General features: G+C 43.2%; 20 protein-coding genes. 11 read left to right on the forward strand and 9 right to left on the reverse strand.

The genetic code is table 11. The features are described 5' to 3' along the window. Positions 1-170 precede the first annotated feature (170 nt). A complete protein-coding gene (gene gltC, locus IEW05_RS18335; RefSeq protein ID WP_188541292.1) occupies positions 171-1,085 on the forward strand; it encodes a glutamate biosynthesis transcriptional regulator GltC in 915 nt (304 codons plus the stop codon). A 122-nt stretch (positions 1,086-1,207) separates the two neighbouring features. On the opposite strand, the gene gdhA is transcribed toward gltC, so the two are convergent. After that, the gene (gdhA, locus tag IEW05_RS18340) at positions 1,208-2,587 is read right to left on the reverse strand and encodes an NADP-specific glutamate dehydrogenase (protein ID WP_188541293.1); all 1,380 of its coding nucleotides are present in this window, start codon (positions 2,585-2,587) and stop codon (positions 1,208-1,210) included. 261 nt (positions 2,588-2,848) lie between these two features. Between gdhA and IEW05_RS18345 the strand changes: the two genes are divergently transcribed. Both IEW05_RS18345 and IEW05_RS18350 read left to right on the forward strand, forming a co-directional pair. After that, positions 2,849-3,823, forward strand: coding sequence for a GGDEF domain-containing protein (locus tag IEW05_RS18345; RefSeq protein ID WP_188541294.1), 975 nt, complete (start codon positions 2,849-2,851; stop codon positions 3,821-3,823). Positions 3,824-4,085: 262 nt separating this feature from the next. Continuing rightward, on the forward strand, positions 4,086-5,063 hold the full coding sequence (locus IEW05_RS18350; RefSeq protein ID WP_188541295.1) for a Gfo/Idh/MocA family protein: 978 nt from the start codon (positions 4,086-4,088) through the stop codon (positions 5,061-5,063). Positions 5,064-5,194: 131 nt separating this feature from the next. Here IEW05_RS18350 and IEW05_RS18355 read toward each other — a convergent pair whose 3' ends face one another. Further along, the gene (locus tag IEW05_RS18355; protein ID WP_229753503.1) at positions 5,195-5,878 is read right to left on the reverse strand and encodes a CidB/LrgB family autolysis modulator; all 684 of its coding nucleotides are present in this window, start codon (positions 5,876-5,878) and stop codon (positions 5,195-5,197) included. Continuing rightward, positions 5,875-6,255: a CidA/LrgA family protein gene (locus IEW05_RS18360; RefSeq protein ID WP_188541296.1), complete on the reverse strand. Its 381-nt coding sequence runs from the start codon at positions 6,253-6,255 to the stop codon at positions 5,875-5,877. The genes IEW05_RS18355 and IEW05_RS18360 overlap by 4 nt, the downstream gene beginning before the upstream one ends. A gap of 123 nt (positions 6,256-6,378) precedes the next feature. On the opposite strand from IEW05_RS18360, the gene cidR reads away from it, so the two are divergent. The 6 genes from cidR to IEW05_RS18395 all read left to right on the forward strand — a co-directional run bounded on the left by cidR (position 6,379) and on the right by IEW05_RS18395 (position 12,972). Beyond that, the gene (gene cidR, locus IEW05_RS18365) at positions 6,379-7,269 is read left to right on the forward strand and encodes a cidABC operon transcriptional activator CidR (protein WP_188541297.1); all 891 of its coding nucleotides are present in this window, start codon (positions 6,379-6,381) and stop codon (positions 7,267-7,269) included. Positions 7,270-7,583: 314 nt separating this feature from the next. After that, the gene (locus IEW05_RS26130; protein ID WP_373285847.1) at positions 7,584-7,658 is read left to right on the forward strand and encodes a hypothetical protein; all 75 of its coding nucleotides are present in this window, start codon (positions 7,584-7,586) and stop codon (positions 7,656-7,658) included. A 122-nt stretch (positions 7,659-7,780) separates the two neighbouring features. Further along, complete coding sequence (pdaA, locus tag IEW05_RS18380; RefSeq protein ID WP_188541299.1) at positions 7,781-8,593, forward strand: delta-lactam-biosynthetic de-N-acetylase; 813 nt, start codon at positions 7,781-7,783, stop codon at positions 8,591-8,593. Between the two features lie 244 nt (positions 8,594-8,837). Beyond that, positions 8,838-9,317 carry a MarR family winged helix-turn-helix transcriptional regulator gene (locus IEW05_RS18385; protein ID WP_229753505.1) on the forward strand — a complete coding sequence of 160 codons (480 nt, stop codon included), beginning with the start codon at positions 8,838-8,840 and terminating at the stop codon, positions 9,315-9,317. A 26-nt stretch (positions 9,318-9,343) separates the two neighbouring features. Then, positions 9,344-11,071, forward strand: coding sequence for an ABC transporter ATP-binding protein (locus IEW05_RS18390; protein WP_188541300.1), 1,728 nt, complete (start codon positions 9,344-9,346; stop codon positions 11,069-11,071). Further along, positions 11,068-12,972 carry an ABC transporter ATP-binding protein gene (locus tag IEW05_RS18395; RefSeq protein WP_188541301.1) on the forward strand — a complete coding sequence of 635 codons (1,905 nt, stop codon included), beginning with the start codon at positions 11,068-11,070 and terminating at the stop codon, positions 12,970-12,972. Before IEW05_RS18390 ends, IEW05_RS18395 begins: the two co-directional genes overlap by 4 nt. Positions 12,973-13,059: 87 nt before the next feature. On the opposite strand, the gene IEW05_RS18400 is transcribed toward IEW05_RS18395, so the two are convergent. From IEW05_RS18400 to IEW05_RS18425, 6 genes are all read right to left on the reverse strand, one after another. Next, positions 13,060-13,404 (reverse strand): EamA family transporter, encoded by a 345-nt coding sequence (locus IEW05_RS18400; RefSeq protein WP_188541302.1) that lies wholly within the window; start codon positions 13,402-13,404, stop codon positions 13,060-13,062. After that, positions 13,388-13,735: a DUF2304 domain-containing protein gene (locus tag IEW05_RS18405; protein WP_188541303.1), complete on the reverse strand. Its 348-nt coding sequence runs from the start codon at positions 13,733-13,735 to the stop codon at positions 13,388-13,390. Before IEW05_RS18405 ends, IEW05_RS18400 begins: the two co-directional genes overlap by 17 nt. Before the next feature lies 1 nt (position 13,736). After that, positions 13,737-14,441, reverse strand: coding sequence for a glycosyltransferase family 2 protein (locus IEW05_RS18410; protein ID WP_188541304.1), 705 nt, complete (start codon positions 14,439-14,441; stop codon positions 13,737-13,739). Beyond that, positions 14,438-15,730 (reverse strand): ArnT family glycosyltransferase, encoded by a 1,293-nt coding sequence (locus IEW05_RS18415; RefSeq protein ID WP_188541305.1) that lies wholly within the window; start codon positions 15,728-15,730, stop codon positions 14,438-14,440. The genes IEW05_RS18410 and IEW05_RS18415 overlap by 4 nt, the downstream gene beginning before the upstream one ends. 128 nt (positions 15,731-15,858) lie before the next feature. Further along, complete coding sequence (gene abc-f, locus IEW05_RS18420; protein WP_188541306.1) at positions 15,859-17,784, reverse strand: ribosomal protection-like ABC-F family protein; 1,926 nt, start codon at positions 17,782-17,784, stop codon at positions 15,859-15,861. Positions 17,785-17,897: 113 nt separating this feature from the next. After that, on the reverse strand, positions 17,898-18,047 hold the full coding sequence (locus tag IEW05_RS18425) for an RAxF-45 family protein (RefSeq protein WP_188541307.1): 150 nt from the start codon (positions 18,045-18,047) through the stop codon (positions 17,898-17,900). A 94-nt stretch (positions 18,048-18,141) separates the two neighbouring features. On the opposite strand from IEW05_RS18425, the gene IEW05_RS18430 reads away from it, so the two are divergent. After that, on the forward strand, positions 18,142-18,972 hold the full coding sequence (locus IEW05_RS18430) for an amino acid ABC transporter substrate-binding protein (RefSeq protein ID WP_188541308.1): 831 nt from the start codon (positions 18,142-18,144) through the stop codon (positions 18,970-18,972). Between the two features lies 1 nt (position 18,973). Further along, on the forward strand, positions 18,974-19,642 hold the full coding sequence (locus IEW05_RS18435) for an amino acid ABC transporter permease (protein ID WP_188541309.1): 669 nt from the start codon (positions 18,974-18,976) through the stop codon (positions 19,640-19,642). The last annotated feature ends 83 nt before the right edge of the window (positions 19,643-19,725 follow it).

Here is a 19,725-nt window from a genome sequence, read left to right on the forward strand (position 1 = left end):
TTTTTTGTAGTTCCGCTAAAGTGGCTTCTCTTCCGGCTGTTTAGCCTATATAATGGGGAATAATAATATTACATGACGTGGAAGTATTTACAATAAAATTAGCATCTTGTTCATTATCAGCTACATGAATAGCAGCAAGATCAGGTATGGTAAGAGGAGGAGGTGACAAGTTGGAACTGAGGCAGATTCAATATTTTATTGAAGTGGCGAAGCTGGAGCATGTGACAGAGGCCTCTTATGTCTTACATGTATCACAGTCGGCTGTTAGTAGACAGATTTTTAAACTGGAGTCAGAGCTTGGTGTAGATTTGTTCATTCACGAAGGGCGTAAAGTGAAGTTGACACCGATTGGTCGATTATTTCTGTCGCATATGGAACATTTAATGAAAGTAATGGAGAATGCCCAACAAGAGATCAGTGAATTTCTGGATCCTGAACGGGGTACAGTTCGTATCGGTTTTCCAAGTAGCTTAGCGGCTCATATGATCCCAAGCGTCGTTTCTGCTTTTCGTGATCGTTATCCAGCGGTTCATTTTCAATTGCAGCATGGTTCTTATAAAGAGCTTATTGAATGGGTTGTTAAAGGCGACATGAACTTGGCGATTATGGGGCCAGTGCCACATCATGATTCCCAGGTGAAAAGCGAGGTGCTATTTCGAGAGAAATTTATGGCGCTAATGCCTTCTAGTCATAAACTTGCCAAACAATCTTCCGTATCGCTAAATGACTTAAAGGATGATTTGTTTGTGTTGTTCCCTGAAGGGTTTGTATTAAGGGAGCTGGTCGTGAAGGCTTGTGCCAACCTAGGCTTCCATCCGAAGGTAACGTTTGAAGGTGATGATCTGGATGCAATCAAAGGTTTGGTTGCTGCGGGTCTTGGACTGACGGTGTTACCGGAAATTGCTATAAGTGAGTACATACCATCATCCATTGTGAGCATTCCTATTACTGAACCACAGGTCTCCCGCGATGTAGGTGTGATTATTCCTTTGAGCCGCGAACTTCCTCCAACGGAGAAGCTGTTCTACGAGTTCTTGAAAGACATATCGCCGATGTTCGGCTTACCAAATAGCGATTTGGAGTAAAAATTAAGCTTGGTTATGTCATAAGTAAACTCTTTGCTTAAATAAGAAGGAGCTATCCCTCTAGTAGATAACTACTCGTGGGATAGCTCCTTATATTATATTCCTAGTGGATTCAGCCCAGCTTACACAACTCCGTGAGCAATCATTGTGTCGGCAACTTTCAAGAAGCCAGCGATGTTGGAACCAACAACGAGATTTCCAGCGTGACCATATTCTTCAGCTGCATTCACTGAGTTGTTGTAGATGTTCTGCATGATTTGGACTAGTTTAGAATCTACTTCTTCGAAGGTCCAAGCAAGTCTTGCACTATTTTGTGCCATTTCCAATGCGGATACAGCAACTCCACCAGCGTTTGCAGCTTTGGCAGGTCCGAAGTATACTCCATTATTCAGGTACACTTCAATAGCTTCTAAAGTGGAAGGCATGTTAGCACCTTCAGCAACGTATTTCACGCCATTGGCTACTAGAATCTTAGCGGATTCTTCGTTAATTTCATTTTGTGTTGCGCATGGCAATGCGATATCACAAGGGATAGTCCAGATGTTCTCGCAGCCTTCAAAGTATTGCGCTGACGGATGATTATTTACATATTCTTTGATCCGTTTTCTATCTACTTCTTTTAATGTCTTAACTGTTTCAAGGTTGATACCATCTTTATCATAGATGTATCCGTTGGAATCGCTACATGCAACGATGGTAGCACCAAGTTGTTGTGCTTTTTCAATCGCATAGATCGATACATTACCGGAACCGGAGACAACAACCGTTTTACCCTCGAAGCTTTCGCCTTTTGTTTTAAGCATTTCTTGTGTGAAGTAGACCAGACCGTAGCCTGTAGCTTCAGTACGTGTCAGACTTCCGCCGTAAGTTAAGCCTTTACCTGTTAGTACGCCCGCTTCATTACCACCGCGAAGACGTTTGTATTGACCGAACATGTAGCCGATTTCTCTTGCGCCTACACCGATGTCACCAGCTGGTACGTCTGTATCAGGACCGATGTATTTGGACAGCTCAGTCATGAAGCTTTGTGTAAACTTCATAACTTCATTATCGGATTTACCCTTTGGATCAAAGTCAGATCCACCTTTACCGCCACCAATAGGTTGACCTGTAAGGGAGTTCTTGAAGATTTGCTCGAAACCAAGGAATTTGATAATGCTGGCATTAACAGATGGGTGGAAACGTAGGCCACCTTTGTATGGTCCGATAGCGCTGTTGAATTGTACGCGGAAGCCACGGTTTACTTGAACGTTACCTTGATCATCAACCCAAGGCACTCGGAAAGTAATCAAACGCTCTGGCTCAACAATTCTTTCTAAGATGGCATTGTTTTGATACTTCGGATTTTTTGCAAATACAGGTACGAGGGAATCAAGAATTTCCTTTACTGCTTGGTGGAATTCGCTCTCACCAGGATTGCGTTTCTTAACCGTTTCGTATACCTCGTTAACATATTGTTTTGCAGTATCAAGGGTTGGTTTTGACTCTTGCGTAATTGCCATGATATTGACTCCACCTTCCATATGAGTTTGTTCTATTTTTCACGATTTCTCTAACTCTAATTGTAATGTTTATGTAAGATATAAACAAATCTTTATTTAGATGAACTTGATGACTATTTGAGATGAACTTTACGAACGATGTAAGGTTATACTTGAAAATTTTGGAGAAAAAAAGACTTGGTTTGTTCAAAAAATTAATATTGCTTTAACATAGGGTTAGTATTTATGAGCTATGGTTGTAGCATAGGGGGAGGGATCTGAATGATTTCACAGATCGGGGAGATTGCAGAGTTAATTCCGCATGTGCCTCAAGATACAAAATGTGAACATGTGAATCAAATCTTCAAAGAAAACCCTCAGTTACAAGGGGTTGTTGTCATTCGAAAAGAAGGTAGTCAATTATCCTTGGTGATGAGAGCCCGATTTTATCAGACAATGGGTACACTTTATGGTTACAACATATATATGGGCAGACCGATCGATTTGATCATGAAGCAAGAGCCGCTTGTTGTTGAATATGGACATTCTATTACTGAGGTGAGCAAACTCGCGATGAACAGACCGGAAGAGGAACTGTATGATTATGTGATCGTAACGAGAAACGATGAGTTTTATGGTGTTGTTAGTATTCGTAATCTGCTATTAAATTTTGCAGAGATCCAGACGCAAATCGCCACTTTTCTAAATCCACTTACAGGGCTTCCCGGTAATCTATCGATTAGGGAAAAGTTGAAGCAGGTTCTAGAGTGGGAGCAGTTTAGTATGCTCTACATTGATTTGGACAATTTCAAGGCTTATAACGATATATATGGTTTTAGCGCAGGGGACAAGTTGATTCAGGCTACGGCTACAATCCTCAAAGGGTTTATTTATCAGCCAGATAGCTTCGTCGGGCATATTGGGGGCGATGACTTCGTTGCTATCGTGAACCATCACGATTATCGTCAACTTAGTCAGTCGATCATCGAGCATTTTGACGATATGATTGGATCGTTTTATAGTGACATCCATTTGCGGCAGAAGTATGTGTTGACTGAGAACCGAGCGGGTGAAATGGAGAAAATTCCGTTGGTCGGTATTTCAATCGCCGTCGTTACGAATGAATGGAGACAGTTTGAGAGTGAAGAGGAAATTGTAAATGAATCTACACGAATTAAGAAAAGATGCAAAGCGGACAAGCATAGTTGTTATTATGCGAACAATTATGTCCCTGAAATGCAGGTTCCCTGGGCATAATGATAGATGATGAACATCGTAAAAAAGTGACCAGCGCGTGGTACATGGCTGTTCACTTTTTTTGTATGCAGGCGGAATAGTCCCAAAGTAGGTGTAAGTTCTATTGAAAGTCGGAAGCTTTCTAGTGGGAAGTGCTCTTGTGAATTAATTTCGTAAGCGCTACGATAAGTATTAAGAACTAAGCTTGATGCTTACGAAGTAAGTTTTGCTTGGTGCATATTCTATGATACATAACTTCAATACGTTTAGGAGGAATACGATAATGTCCTTGAACATCGGTATTATTGGTACAGGCTGGTTTAGTAAGGTTCATGGAGATATTCTAGCTGGGATGGAAGATGTACAGGTTGCAGCGATATGTGGGACAAGCATCGAGAAAGCTCAGAACATGGCCTCTGCTTATCCTGGAGCCAAGAGTTATACAGTGCTGACTGAGATGCTAGATGCGCAGAAGCTGGATGCTGTCTACATTTGTGTACCGCCTATGTCGCATGGTGAGATCGAAGCGGAATTGATCACGAGGGGGATTCCGTTCTTTGTAGAGAAGCCACTTGGGATGAATTTGGATATTCCAGTTGGCATTCTGGATCAATTGAACCAGAAACCACTCATTAATTCCGTCGGTTATCATTTTAGATATAAAGAGTCCATCCAACTATTAAGGGAATTGTTACAGGGGCGTACGATCGGTATGGCACTCGGTACTTGGATGGGGGATATGCCTGGTGTAGCTTGGTGGAGAAGACAAGAAGGATCAGGTGGTCAGTTTATCGAACAGACGACGCATATCGTCGACTTGCTTCGATATACGGTTGGTGAGGTTGCAGAAGTGTATGCGGCGTATGGCAATCGTGTCGTTCAAAGTAAATATGAGAACGTCAATGTACCTGATGTTGGTACGGTAACTTTGAAGCTGAAGAGTGGTGCTGTGGCTAACATTTCGAATACGTGTATTCTTCCTGGTGGTGTAGGTAAGTCTGGATTGAGTCTGTACACAGACGGAGGCATCCTGGATTGGAATCAGGATCGGCTTGAAGTGATCGAAGAAGGGGTTCGAACGGCATTTACAAGTGGGAATAATCCATATGTATCCGAAACAGAAGCGTTTATTCACGCCTTACGGACGGGGGATACCTCGCAAATACTGTCTGATTATGTCGATGCGGTGAAGACGCAAAGGGTTACCTGCGCTGCCCTGGAATCAGCGTTGAGCGGTAATCCAGTTACAATCACAGATTAATGTAAGCTGTTTAAAGCCCCGACTAACTCGGGGCTTTTTCTTGTCGTATTTATAAAAAAATGACCCTGCCTTTTCAGGCAGGGTCCATACGGAGAAAACTATTTGAATTAAGAGGAACCATGTTGTTAGTCTTACTTTATTAATACTGTAATCAGCATGGGAGCCACGCCTAAGGTGAATAAGGCGGCCAAAATCATCGAAATGCTGGAAATTGTTCCGGTTAATGAACTTAGCTCAAAAGCCTTTGATGTTCCCGTCCCGTGTGCACTTGTTCCAAATAGTACACCACGAGCAACTTCATTCTCGATACGAAATAATTTCATAACCATTGGACCAATTACAGTTCCTAGTAGACCTGTAATGATGACGAAAACAGCAGTGATATTTGGAACACCACCGATGGTCTGTGATACATTCATGGCGATAGGTGTCGTTACAGAACGTGGGATTAGGCTGCTGACCAGTGTAGAGTCAAGATGCATCCATTCTGCAATGAATGCGGAAGAGAACATAGCCACTATGGAGCCTGATAATACGCTGACCAGAATGACGACAGCGTGTTTCTTCAATACGTCATAATATTTGTAGAGCGGTATAGCAAAGGCAATCGTTGCAGGTTGCAGCATCGCACTGAGCCATTTTCCACCTTGGTTATAAGTCTCGTATGGGATTTGGTTCCACATGAGAACAATAATTAAGAAAAGTGGAGTAATCAGTAGTGGTGACAAGTAAACTCTCGGCCGAATTTTATATAGTTGTTTGGAAACGAAGTATATAGCAAGTGTGAAGATGAGATATAACATTCCGGTTATCATAGGGCCTTACTATCCTTTCTTTTTGAAATCCTAACGGCGATAAGGCCTGAGGATATCATAACGACCAAGGTACTAGAAATGACAACGATCAGGATTCGTACTCCGTCGGTCTCTAGCATCGGTATATATTTCATAACGCCAACAGCGGAAGGGATGAAGAAGAGTAGCAACTCGGCTAATAGCCAGTTGGCTCCTTGCTCGACCCAGGCTAGCTTGATCATTTTTGTTTTTAGTAATGTGAATAATACAATGATGCCAAGAATCGATCCGGGGATCGGTAAATGGAGTAGAGTAGATAATTTGTTCATAGCTATGGATACAAAGAAAAGAATTGCAACTTGGAAAACGCCCTTACTTATAATCTTTACTGTATTCATGTTGCTTCACTTCCTTGTAATGTCTGTAATGAAAACAATACAGCAATTGTTTTCATGAGTAAAATGAATATACTGAATATATAACATTCCATTTATCTATAGATAATGCAGAGGAGATTTCTAATGGATATTCGTCAATTGCAATATCTGATTGAAGTAGCCAGGCTCAAAAGTTTTACCAAGGCTGCGGATGCTCTCTATATTACTCAACCTACAATTAGCAAAACGATCAAAGGCATGGAGGAAGAGCTCGGGGTTGTATTGTTTGAACGAAGTGGCAAGCGAATACAGCTAACGGACGCAGGACAAATTATTGTGAATCAGGCACAACAGATTGTAACTTCTTTTCATAACCTCAATGCCGAATTGGATGACTTACGAAATCTGAAACAGGGTCACATCCGTATTGGCCTTCCTCCTATGGTAGGAGCTAGCTTCTTCCCCAAGGTGATCGGACAGTTTCACAATCGTTATCCGGACATCAAAATACAATTATTTGAAGATGGGGCGAAGAAAGTCGAATTAGACGTCGCCAATGGATTGCTTGATGTGGGCGTTGCTGTATTACCTACGGGGCAGGAGGGCTTAAGTAATATTCCTTTTGTGGAGGAGAAGCTCAATTTAGTTGTTCATCCTACGCATCGCCTTGCGGTAAATAGGGAAGCTAAGTTGTCTGAGTTATCCGAGGATCCTTTTGTCCTGTTCCGGGAAGACTTTACGCTCCATGATCGAATTATTGCAGAATGTGTCAAGCTCGGCTTTCAACCGCATGTGATCTATGAAAGCTCACAATGGGATCTAATCAGCCAAATGGTAGCCGTAGGCCTAGGTATTACATTGTTACCTGAGACCATCTGTCGCGAAATTGACGAGGAGCATGTGCGGATCATTCCTTTAGTTGAACCCGTAATTCCGTGGGAGCTTGGTATTATCTGGCGAGATGATAGGTACTTGTCATTTGCGACGAGAGAATGGATTCGATTTGCTGAGAATGTGTTGTCCGACAAGGGCTAGGTGAATTTAGTACTTCAAATGCAATTTGAGATAAGGTATATTTTTATACTGTGAAAATCGGAGACTAGCAGGAAATGTGCGTCATTCGAAAAAAATAATTAGGGGACATCTTAGATGAGCTTTTATTAGAAGGAAAACAATTTCCTCTATGCTACAGGAGAAAAGTAACTCAGGAGCAGGAACTTTAAAAAAAGAACTTGGCGTATTTGATCTAACCATGCTTGGCGTTGGATGTGTCGTCGGAACCGGGATTTTTGTGCTTACTGGAGTTGCAGCAGCTGAGCATGCCGGACTGGATTGCATTCCTTATTTGGATGGCCCTTGGATTAGCTGTTTATTTCTTATACGGTCATCGGCACAGCGAATTGGGCAAGCAAAATAAATCATAAAGTTTAATTCTTCTTATTTAGCCGCCACGGGAAATCGTGGCGGTTTTATGTATATTACTAGCCAAAGAGGCAGAAAGTAAGCAGAGTACGAACACTATAAGATTTTAAGGGGAGAATGCAGTATGAAATGTGCCTTGATTTCGGCGGTGATGGCCTGTTTTCTCTTTAGCCTTGTTCCATTGGCTGGAGACAACGTAGTTTCCGCAGCCGATGGCGCTTATCATTTTGGCTTCAAGAGAAGTGTAGACGGAAAGCTTCCTTCCATTAATGAAGAGGGGTTCAAACCAATTGTTGATAAACACGGTGCCATTTTTCTGGGAGATACGACCCGTAAAGAGTTGTTCCTGACGTTCGATAACGGGTATGAGAATGGGTATACTGCTTCGATTCTAGATACACTTAAGCAGAAAAAGGTGCCAGCTATCTTTTTTGTAACGGGGCACTATGTGAAGGATCAACCGGAACTGGTCAAACGAATGGCGGCAGAAGGCCATCTAATTGGTAATCATTCTTGGAGCCACCCTGATATGACAACGATATCGGATGCTAAGATCAAACAGGAACTAGAGTCAGTCAAGCAGGGGGTTGCTGCTTTAACGGGTAATTCTGAAATGACTTATCTTCGCCCGCCTCGGGGTATTTTCAATGAAAGAACGCTTCGGTACACGAAAGAGCTGGGTTATACGAATGTTTTTTGGTCAGCGGCTTATAAGGACTGGGATCCGAAGGAGCAGAAGGGCTCTTCTTATGCTTATCAAAAAGTGGTCTCTCAGTTGCATCCAGGTGCAGTTCTTCTACTTCATTCTGTTTCCAAGGACAATACGGAGGCATTGGGGTCAATAATCGATGAGGCTCGCCGCCAAGGATATGCATTTAAAAGTTTGACTCAGCTTCACGGAGATGTTTTCCCATTTTTACCGAATGGAATTAATTAAGCAAAGTAACCCCCGGGAAGATGACCATCCTATAGTTGTAGTTTGTGTAACCGCATGGAAACAAAGTGGATGCGCATACATCTAGTAGTACCTAATGAAGACCTGACGGAACTTCCGCCAGGTTTTTTTAAACCATTTTTACTCAGTCTTGAGGCGGTTGACTTTGGATATTTAGGCTTTTATAATTAGCCTTACGAATAAATAGGTTTACTAATTATTAAACTGTATAAATAAATAAGGAGGAATGAAAATTGTGATCATGGGCGACGATCTAAAAGCCCAGAGACTGCTGGACGCATTCAACAGCTTACGACGGGTAGAGTGGCATAAAATGCCCCAGCCCCACGGGAATTGTAAACTTAGTGAGGTTAGAGTGTTATTTTTTATTAAGCAGGGTCTTCGTACTGATCCTAGAGGCGTTACCATATCTACACTAAGTTCCTTGATGGGTGTTACTTCACCTACGATAACTCCCTTAATTAAAAACCTTGAGTCAAATGGTCTAGTATTGCGTCTTAACGATCAAGAAGACCGGAGAGTCGTACGTGTTCAATTGACTGAAACAGGTGAAGAGTTCATCCGCAAGGCCATTGGGTCTTTGAAGGAGAGATTTCAAGGTATTTATAATTTTTTAGGAGAAGAGAAAAGCGCTCAACTCGCAGAGCTATTGGAACAAGTGCACCAATATATCTTAGAGAGACAGAAAGAAGAGCGCAACGTTTGATTAAGAGAAAGTGGAGATGATGGGAAATGATAAAGCTTTTCCGAAATTTAAAACCATACCGTTTACTGGTCATTGCGGTGCTAGTGCTGGTATTCTTCCAGTCACTTTCTGAGTTGTATTTACCGACGCTGATGTCAGATATTATTGACACAGGGGTTGTGAAAGGTGATACAACTTATATTTGGAAGATTGGTTCGTTCATGCTCCTTGTAGCACTGGGCGGAATGGCCTGCTCCATTGGAGCGAGTTATTTCTCCTCGAAGGCAGCATCTGGGTTTGGTAAATTAATGCGTGGTAAGGTATTCAACCACGTGGAGAATTTCTCTCTTGAGGAGTTTGACAAGGTTGGAACGGCTTCGTTGATAACACGTACAACAAATGATATTACTCAAATGCAGCAAGTACTTATTATGATTCTGCGAATGATGATTATGGCTCCGATGTTATGCATTGGGGGGATCATCATGGCAGTATCCAAAGATGCAACCTTATCTCTGGTATTTATTGTGGTTATCCCTGTGCTTGCTCTGGCGATCTTCCTTATTGCTAGAAAAGGACTTCCATACTTCAAAGCGATTCAATCAAAGATTGATAAGCTAAACCTTGTTATGCGTGAAGGATTAACCGGGATCCGTGTTATTCGTTCATTTAACAGAATTGACCATGAGAAGAAACGGTTCGAGGTGGCAAACTTCGACTTGACCGATACATCGATCAAAGTAAACAAAATTATGGCGCTAATGATGCCGATTATGATGCTTGTTATGAACTTCTCTTCTGTAGCCATTATCTGGTTCGGTGGAATACGCATTGATGGTGGGCATATGGCTGTCGGCGATCTCATGGCATTTCTACAATATGCTATGCAGATTATGTTCTCACTCGTGATGGTGTCCATGATGTTTGTACTTATTCCTCGTGCATCAGCTTCAGCTATTCGGATCAACGAAGTGCTGGATATGGAACCAGTTATTAAGGATGCTGAGGTTCTGAAGGGGACTTCTGGCATGAAAGGTTATGTTGAGTTTGATAATGTGACCTTTAGTTACCCTGGCGCAGAGCAACCTGCGATACAAGATATTTCTTTCAGCGCTAAGCCGGGTGAAGTGACGGCAATTATTGGCGGAACGGGGTCAGGTAAATCTACCCTCATTAGTCTTATTCCAAGATTCTATGAAGTCGATAGTGGCCGCGTGTTAGTGGATGGCGTTGATGTTCGTGATATGTCACAGGAGGAGCTGCGTAAGAAGATTGGTCTTGTTCCGCAGAAAGCTGTGTTGTTCACAGGTACAATTAACGAGAATATTCGTTACGGTAAAGAAGATGCAACCGATGAAGAAGTGCAACACGCTGCTCAAATCGCGCAGGCATCTGATTTTATCGCCGAAATGGAAGAAGGCTTCCAATCTGTGATCGCCCAAGGTGGTTCTAATGTCTCTGGTGGACAGAAACAGCGTCTATCGATCGCACGTGCTTTGGTACGACAAGCGGAAGTTTATATATTTGATGATAGCTTCTCAGCGCTTGACTTCAAGACCGACTCTAAGCTTCGTGCTGCATTGAAGCAAGAAACCATGGAATCTACGGTTATTATTGTTGCTCAACGGGTTAGTACCGTAATGGATGCTGACCGCATCATCGTAATGAATGAGAGTCAAGTTGCGGGTATTGGCAATCACCAAGAACTGATGGAGACCTGCGACGTGTATAGAGAAATCGTGTATTCGCAGCTTTCAGAGGAGGAGATCGCATGAGCCAGCAAAATAAGAGTGGGAACATGGGCAAAGGCGGTCACGGACCAGGCGGCGGACATGGAGGCCCAGGTGGTCCAGCAGGTGGTATGTCAAGACCTGTTGAGAAGGCCAAAGACTTCAAGGGTACGTTAAAACGTTTGATTCAATATTTGCGTCCCCATAAGTTGCAATTATCTGCCGTATTGCTTATGGCAGTTCTGAGTACGATATTTAGCATTGTGAGTCCTAAAGTTATGGGTAAGGCAACTACGAAATTGTTCGAAGGCATTATCGGGAAAATGAAGGGGATTCCTGGAGCGGAGATTGACTTCCAGTACGTATGGCAAATTATTATGATCTTGCTTGGACTATATTTGCTCAGCGCGCTATTCAGTTATTTCCAACAGTATATTATGGCTAGCGTGGCCCAGAAGACAGTTTACGATTTACGTCGAGATGTAAATGACAAGTTATCACGCCTACCTCTGAAATATTTTGACGCACGGACACACGGGGAAATTCTAAGCCGGGTAACCAATGATGTCGACAATATTAGCTCAACACTGCAGCAAAGTATGACTCAACTTATTACCGCTGTTCTGACTATCATCGGCGTAATTGTCATGATGTTGACCATTAGTCCACTGATGACATTAATTGCAATACTGACGTTGCCTCTTAGCGTCATTGCGATCACATCGATCGCTAAGCGTTCACAGAAGCAATTTATTAGACAGCAGAAGGAACTGGGTCAACTTAACGGACATGTAGAAGAAATGTACACGGGGCATAAGGTGATTAAGGCGTTTGGACGTGAACGCAAATCGCTGGAGCAATTCGATGAAATTAATGACCGTCTATATGAAGCCGGTTGGAAAGCGCAATTTATTTCCGGTGTCATTATGCCTATCATGAGCTTCATTGGTAATATCGGTTATGTACTTGTCGCGGTTGTTGGGGGTATCCTCGTAACCAAGGGAAGAATAACCGTCGGGGATATTCAAGCGTTTATTCAATATTCCAGACAATTCACGATGCCAATTACTCAGACAGCAAATATTGCGAACGTCATTCAATCAACGGTAGCTTCGGCTGAACGTGTCTTCGAAATTCTTGACGAAGAGGAAGAAGTGGCAGAAAAGACAAATCCCATTGTTTTGGAGAATCCACATGGCAACGTAGCTTTCGAACATGTGAAATTTGGATATGACAGTAAGAATATGCTAATCGAAGATATGAATATCACGGCTTCCCAAGGTCAAACGATCGCGATTGTAGGTCCAACTGGAGCTGGTAAGACAACATTGATCAATCTATTAATGCGTTTCTATGAAGTAAATGATGGGGCGATCACTGTCGATGGCGTGAACATCGCTCATATGAAACGTGGAGATTTACGGAGTTTGTTTGGAATGGTATTGCAGGATACGTGGCTGTTTAACGGTACGATCCGTGATAACATAGCTTATGGCCGAGAGGGCGCAACAGAAGCAGATGTCGTACGGGCGGCTAAAATGGCGCATGCGGATCACTTTATCCGTACCCTTCCTATGGGTTATGACACGATTCTGAACGAAGAAGCATCGAATATATCCCAAGGTCAGAAACAGCTTCTAACGATCGCACGTGCTATTCTTGCTGATCCAGCTATTCTCATCCTGGACGAAGCGACAAGCAGTGTTGATACACGTACAGAGGTCTTCATCCAGAAGGCGATGAATGAACTGATGAAGGGCAGAACTAGCTTCGTTATTGCCCATAGGTTGTCAACAATCAAGGATGCCGATCTTATCCTCGTGATGAACCACGGTTCTGTTATTGAGAAGGGAACTCACGAAGAATTGTTAGAGCAAGGCGGCTTCTATGCTGATCTATACAATAGCCAATTCTCCAAGGGTGGTTTTGATCTAGAGGTAGGATAACACTAATACCTAAACAATCGATAGAAATAACAAAGGGCGCTCCCGAATAGGGGCGCCCTTTGTTATGAACAATTAGAATGCTAAAGATTATCTGGCAAGTAGATATACACCGCACAGGATGACGGCGACACCTGCTATTTTGGTCGCTGTAATGTCTTCCCCGAATAAAAAGTAAGCGGGAATCATGGAGAGAACATAAGCAAAAGCTTGCATTGGATAGGCAATGCTAAGCGGTAGTCGTGTCAGAACTGCGAACCAGAGCAGGGTAGCGATCCCGTAGAGCATCAAGCCACCAATGATTGCAGGAGACGTTATGAGTTTGTCCCAATGGAGTCCACCGGATCGTCCCAGCCCGATCTTGAATAGGACTTGACCGGTCACGAGCAACAGAATATTCCCTAGTAAGAGCAGATAGCTAATCATTTTGTCCATGAGGGACCTCCCGCTCCTTCAGAATAGTTACTTCTTGAGCCAGACGTAATACTTGGCTTGTCAGTCTGGTGATCACAATCGTCAGGTGAAGTATCAATGCGAAGCTGAATAGAAGTCCAAATAGGAACAGAATGGCGGGAGCGTATTTCACACCGAGTTTGTCTGCGATCCATTCGATAAAGGATACATTAAAAGAAATAATAAGTAGTGTCACACTGAATAGAATCCAGAGCAACGAATACTGTTCCTTTAGCTTCTGTCTTCGTACGAGCTCTAGAACGATTAGTAAAAAGGCGAATGCAAGTGAGACCGATAGAACATAAATAGCCATTTTATTTAGACACCGCCGCTCTATCATAACGGATTGCACTCATGAGGACGGATAATGTCACCTTCACCATATAATACACGGATTTGATTGGGGTTATTGATGACTTTCCGGTTTCGCGATTTCGCATTTCTGTAGCTACCTCGGTAATCCGGCAACCCTTACGCTTGAGATAAATGAGCGCTTCTACTTCTGGGTAGTCCATGGGGTAGTATTTAGCATATAAGTCGATCACCCTAGGTCCTGCGGCGCGAAAGCCACTGGTCGTGTCTGTGAAGCGTTGCCCGGTAACCAGGGTAACCAAGTTTGAGAAAAAGACCATCCCGACTCGTCTCAGAAGAGAAGAACGGTACGATGTATTTTCTACGTACCTTGATCCGATCACTAGATCATATTGCTCGGTCTGAGCAATTAGCTTCGGCAGTTCACTGGCGAGGTGTTGTCCGTCAGCATCCATTTGGATAGCAATTTCATAGCCATGTTGCTTAGCGTAGATATAGCCAGTTTGCATACCACCGCCAATGCCGACATTATAGGGGAGTGTAAGTACCTTTGCGCCAGCTTCTGTCGCACGTTGCTTTGTGCGATCAGTAGAGCCGTCGTTAATGACGACAATGTCAACAGACGGCGCGAACCTATGAATATCCCGAATGACAGAGGCGATACTGCCTTCCTCATTATATGCGGGGATAATAACTAGAGTCTTCATGAAGTAGTTGTCCTCCTTCCTTCTAAGCGGTCAGGGCGATTTTTGCTGAAGATAGTAACTACTTGGTCAATAAAATACGAACCAAACAATATCAACAGGACCATGTTTGGATAACCATAGCGATTAAATGCGACGAAAGGCAAATAGATAACCGTGAAGTAACCTAATGCCAGAAGAAGCGGAAGCAGCCGTGTAAAGTTATGTTTCAAAAGAGCCCACACGATACCAGCCATATTGATTAACATAAGTACAATTTGCAGCACATTCATAAGTGGTCTCGATACAGGCCATATCGGTCGTGAGTAGAAAGGATGGAAATAGAGTTCTACCCATCTTCCGATAGTGAACCAATAGGCATATTTCAGTGGTTCGTGACGGAATCCATAGGATATGATATCCAGTCCCTTCTGAATGGCAGTGCTATCCGACCCTTGAAACAAGGTCTCCGGTTCATATTGCGGATAAGCCTCAAAGAAACCAGCGGGTGGAAGCTGTCCATAAATTCGAGTGCCAAGTAAAAAGGGGCTTCCCCCAGAGTTGGTGAACAGAATGAACTCGTGAAATGTAACCCAGTTACGAATCCACCAAGGTGTTAGTAACACGATATAAACGGCAGCCATCAATAGGGTATATTTCAGCATGACTCTCCAAGGAATCTTCCATTTCCACCATAACACGAGGAATACGGCGGGATAGAGCGATGCATGGGGCTTAAGGTAGGCTGCTGCAGCGGTCAGGATACCAATCAGCAGGTACCAGACAGTTTTATTGCGTTCTATGGCTAAGATCGTTACACAGACAAGCAACAAGATCAAAGTCCGGAATGTCGTCTCTGATAAGATGACCCCCGAAGAGAAATAATCGGGAAGATATAATGCACTTATTGCACAGGCAATCAGAGCGACTCGCGTATTAAAGATACGCCTACCAATCCAGAAGATTAAATAAATACAGAGAGCCTGCTGAAGGCATTGGAATATACGAAAGGCGATCACCCCGCCTTGATCTTGCCCAAACACAGCCATAAATCCCGATAAGATAAACGGTAGTCCAGGCATAATAAATGCGGAAGGTTTGTCCTTTGTATTATACGCCAGCACCCCCTCATTCAAGAGGAGGCGAGACGTTTGAATATATTTAACATCGTCATTATTTGGTTTGATCGGATCTCCCAGTAGAAAATAGTCGTTATAGACAAGGACGATAATGCAAGAGACTATCCCTACAAAGGCTATCATCCCAAGCAACGCTATCTTGGCGGGTCGACGTACATCTGACAGTGAGAACAATTAGCTCAACTCCGTTCTTTTTTAGCTCATAGTATATACTCATCCAAAATATCCCTAATTATTACCTGTTTGTTCGTCTTAGCGAAAAAGTTTTGAAACAGCCACGTTATTTTCAACGTTTTCAGAGCTTACAATGTTACATCATTTTCCAACATTTGAAAATATTTTTCTGTCAATTCATCCAGCACCTGTTGAGCTTCATCCCGCTGAGCTTGTAACAGACTTAATTGCTGTGCATCAAAGACGACCTCTGGTTGAGTCATAGTGACATCAATCGTGGCAATCGATAGCTCCACTTCCCCGATATCTCGCTCTAGTTTCTCGAGTGAAGCCGGATTGATCTGCTTGGAAGAGATATTCCTCGAATTGTCTTTAATTATTTTAACCGTATCGTTAGTAGAGGGCGTACTCACATAGTGTTTCTTAACCAGTTCAGCCTGATAGCTATCATAATTACCTAAGTACACATTCATTTGTCCGTTCTCAAGCGACCATATCTGTCCTGCAATTTTATTGATGAAGTAACGATCATGAGAAATAGCCAGTAATGAGCCTGGATAATCCTCAAGCGCTTCTTCAAGTGCCTCCCTGGAATCGATATCCAAGTGGTTCGTTGGTTCGTCGAATAGCAATAAATTAGGTTGCTGGTGCATTAAAATAGCCAGCCTTAACCGTGTCCATTCACCACCGGAAAGGCTACGGACCTTCTTAAAGACATCGGCACCATAGAAGAGAAACCGCGCAAGTTGATTACGTGCCTCTCCAGTCTCCATTCCAATTTCCTTGCGAAAATATTGCAGTACCGTCTCTTCATGATCAGAAGGTGCTGATTCCTGGGCCAGATAACCGAACTCTACCCGGGAGCCAAGCTTGATCTCACCTTCGTCTGGGGAATCCATCCCAATAATACTTTTGAGCAAAGTGGTTTTCCCTGTTCCGTTGGCACCAATCAATACGGCCATTTCACCGTAACGTAGCTTAACATTTACATCGCTGTATAACCGTCGTTCACTTATGGATTTCCCAACGTCTGCAAGTACAAGGGCATCCTTCCCTGATCGGTCACTCTGCTGAAGCTGAAGGTCAATAGCTCTACGCTCCAGAATAGGTCGCTTCAACTTGACCATTCGATCCAGTGCCTTCTGCATCGATGCAGCCCGTCGATGAAAGCCCGGATTGGGTGGATTGGAACGATTACCCCAATCTATAAGCTGCTTTATCGTGTCCTGCATCTTCTTGATCTTCTTTTGCTGTTCCTGATAATCGGCGAACTGTAGAAGTAGTTTTTGTTCTTTCTCTACCTTATAGGAACTGTAATTACAGTAATAGGTGAAAGCCTCGCCGTCCTCGATTTCAATGATCTTCCCGGCAACGGTATCTAGAAAATAACGGTCATGTGAAATGACCACTACAGTACCCTCGAATTGATGTAGGAAGGACTCCAACCATTGGATTGCTGCCATGTCCAAGTGATTTGTGGGTTCATCCAGTAGCAAGATGTCCGGGTTCTGCAACAGGATCACAGCGAGTCCAACTTTGGTCTTCTCACCACCAGATAGGGAGGAGAAAGGACGTTCATATTGGCTAGAAGGAATGCTTAACCCGCTTGTGACTCGTTCAATGGTAGATTCGATTTCATAACCGCCACCCCGTTCGAAGACTTCTTGCAGACGACCGTACTGTTTAAGCATGGATTCCAGCAGCAACTCCCCACTGCTAGTAGAGCCAGCAGACATCTCTGCTTCAAGTTGTTGCATCTGATCTTTAGCATCGAGCAAGTTCTTAAAGGCCGATTGTAAAACACTGTAGACAGTTGCTTGATCGCTGTAATTAGGGATTTGTGCCAAGGCGCCAATCCGGGCATCTTTAGAGATCGCAAGTAAGCCCTGGTCAGGACTTTCACTCCCCATGAGCAATCGCATCAGTGTGGTCTTTCCGGTACCATTTCGTCCGATGAGTCCGACCTTTTCACCTTTTTTTATTTCGAACGATATATCGCTCAGTACCAGTTCGGCACCGTAATATTTCTGAATATTTTGACATTGAATCATCATGATTTCATTTCTCCTTCGGCCTATGCCGCTGCACCGAAAGTCACCTAAAACAACAAAAAAAGACTGCAGGAAATCTGCAGCCTTCTTACACACAGAGAACTACGTCCGTGAGGTTAAGGTAGGAGCGGCATTTCGCAATTTTGTTTGGATATCGAGTTAGTGAAAATGGACATACTTATCCCATCACAGGATAAATCATGAACGATGCCAAAAATTGCCATCGGCAACTGGCTAACACGATTCCATGCATATTTGCGATCCACTCTACCCACCTCCTCTTAATAAAGATATTAAAAGTATATGCGGTTCAGATATATAAATCAAGCCAAATTAAAGTAGATTGGGGATTTGATAAAGATGAAGAAAATAACATTACTGCTACTAACAATAGTTCTGACTACATTACTTGCCGCTTGCGTAAGCAACGAGAATAACAACAAAGCTGCAAATGAGGGCTCTGGGGTTCAGCCAGATAACACAAAGAGTAATTCTCTAGAAGCAGTTAAAGCGAGTGGCAAACTTCGAATCGGAACAGAAGGAACCTATGCGCCGTTTACGTACCACGATACGGATGGAAAGTTGACCGGTTTTGATATTGAAATTGCTCGAGAAGTAGCTAAACGTCTTGGTGTAGAACCTGAATTTATTGAGACACAATGGGATGGAATATTTGCGGGACTGGATGCGAATCGGTTTGATGCGGTATTTAACGAAGTGATGATTCGTGATGATCGGAAAGAGAAGTACGATTTCTCCGATCCATATATCGTTTCCCGGGCAGTACTGATCGTTCCTACAGATAATACGAATATCACTAAGTTTGCCGATTTGAAAGGGAAGAAGGCAGGGCAATCCCTCACCAGCAACTTAACGGATATTGCCAAAGAGAATGGAGCGGAGATCGTTGCAACGGAGGGATTTAGCCAAGCGATCGACTTGTTACTCTCCAAACGAATTGATGCTACTGTGAATGATAACTTGTCTTACCTCGACTTGAAGAAGCAGAAGCCGGATGTGGCCTTAAAGGTGGTCGATGAGTTACCTGATGCTGCAAAGAGTGGAGCATTATTTAAAAAGGGCAATACGGAATTAGTTGGAGCCATTAACCAAGCACTTGCAGATATAAAGAGCGATGGCGTTTATCTTGAAATATCCAAGAAATACTTTGGTGAGGATGTATCAAAATAATATGGATGATCGAAAACTACAAATTTTTATCGATTCTTTGCTACCCTTGTTAAAAGCCGGGGTGGCTTTTACTATTCCATTGACGCTTATTTCGTTTGTATTGGGGTTAACACTAGCTATACTTACTGCAATTGCCCGTCTTTCAGGCTGGAGGGTACTACGCTTGATCGCACGCTTCTATGTTTGGATCATTAGGGGAACCCCGTTACTTGTGCAATTGTTTATTATTTTCTATGGTCTTCCGGCCGTTGGTGTTACGTTAGGCCCTTTTCCGGCAGCGGTTATCGGTTTTACGCTTAGTGTGGGGGCTTACGGATCGGAAATTATTCGAGCTGCAATTTTGTCTATTGATCAAGGGCAATGGGAGTCTGCTTATTCTTTAGGTATGACACGCATGAAGACGATGCGGTTTATCATTTTACCTCAAGCTGCACGTGTGGCAGTGCCTTCCCTCGGTAATTCATTTATCAGTCTTGTGAAGGATACTTCACTTGCGGCAATGGTGACTTATACAGAGATGTTTCGTAAGGCCCAGCAAATCACGTCAACAACCTATGAGCCGTTGCTAGTATATTCTGAAGCTGCGCTCATCTATCTATTGTTCAGCACCGTCTTATCGACGTTGCAGAATCGATTAGAGAAGCGACTGGATCGTTCAACCGCAAGGTAATCGGATGTATCATTACAGAGGAATAGATATAGAAAGAGGCTGAACCAGGGTAGAGCACACTACCAAGTTCAGCCTCTTTGATT

The organism is Paenibacillus segetis (assembly GCF_014639155.1).
GTDB lineage: Bacteria > Bacillota > Bacilli > Paenibacillales > Paenibacillaceae > Fontibacillus > Fontibacillus segetis.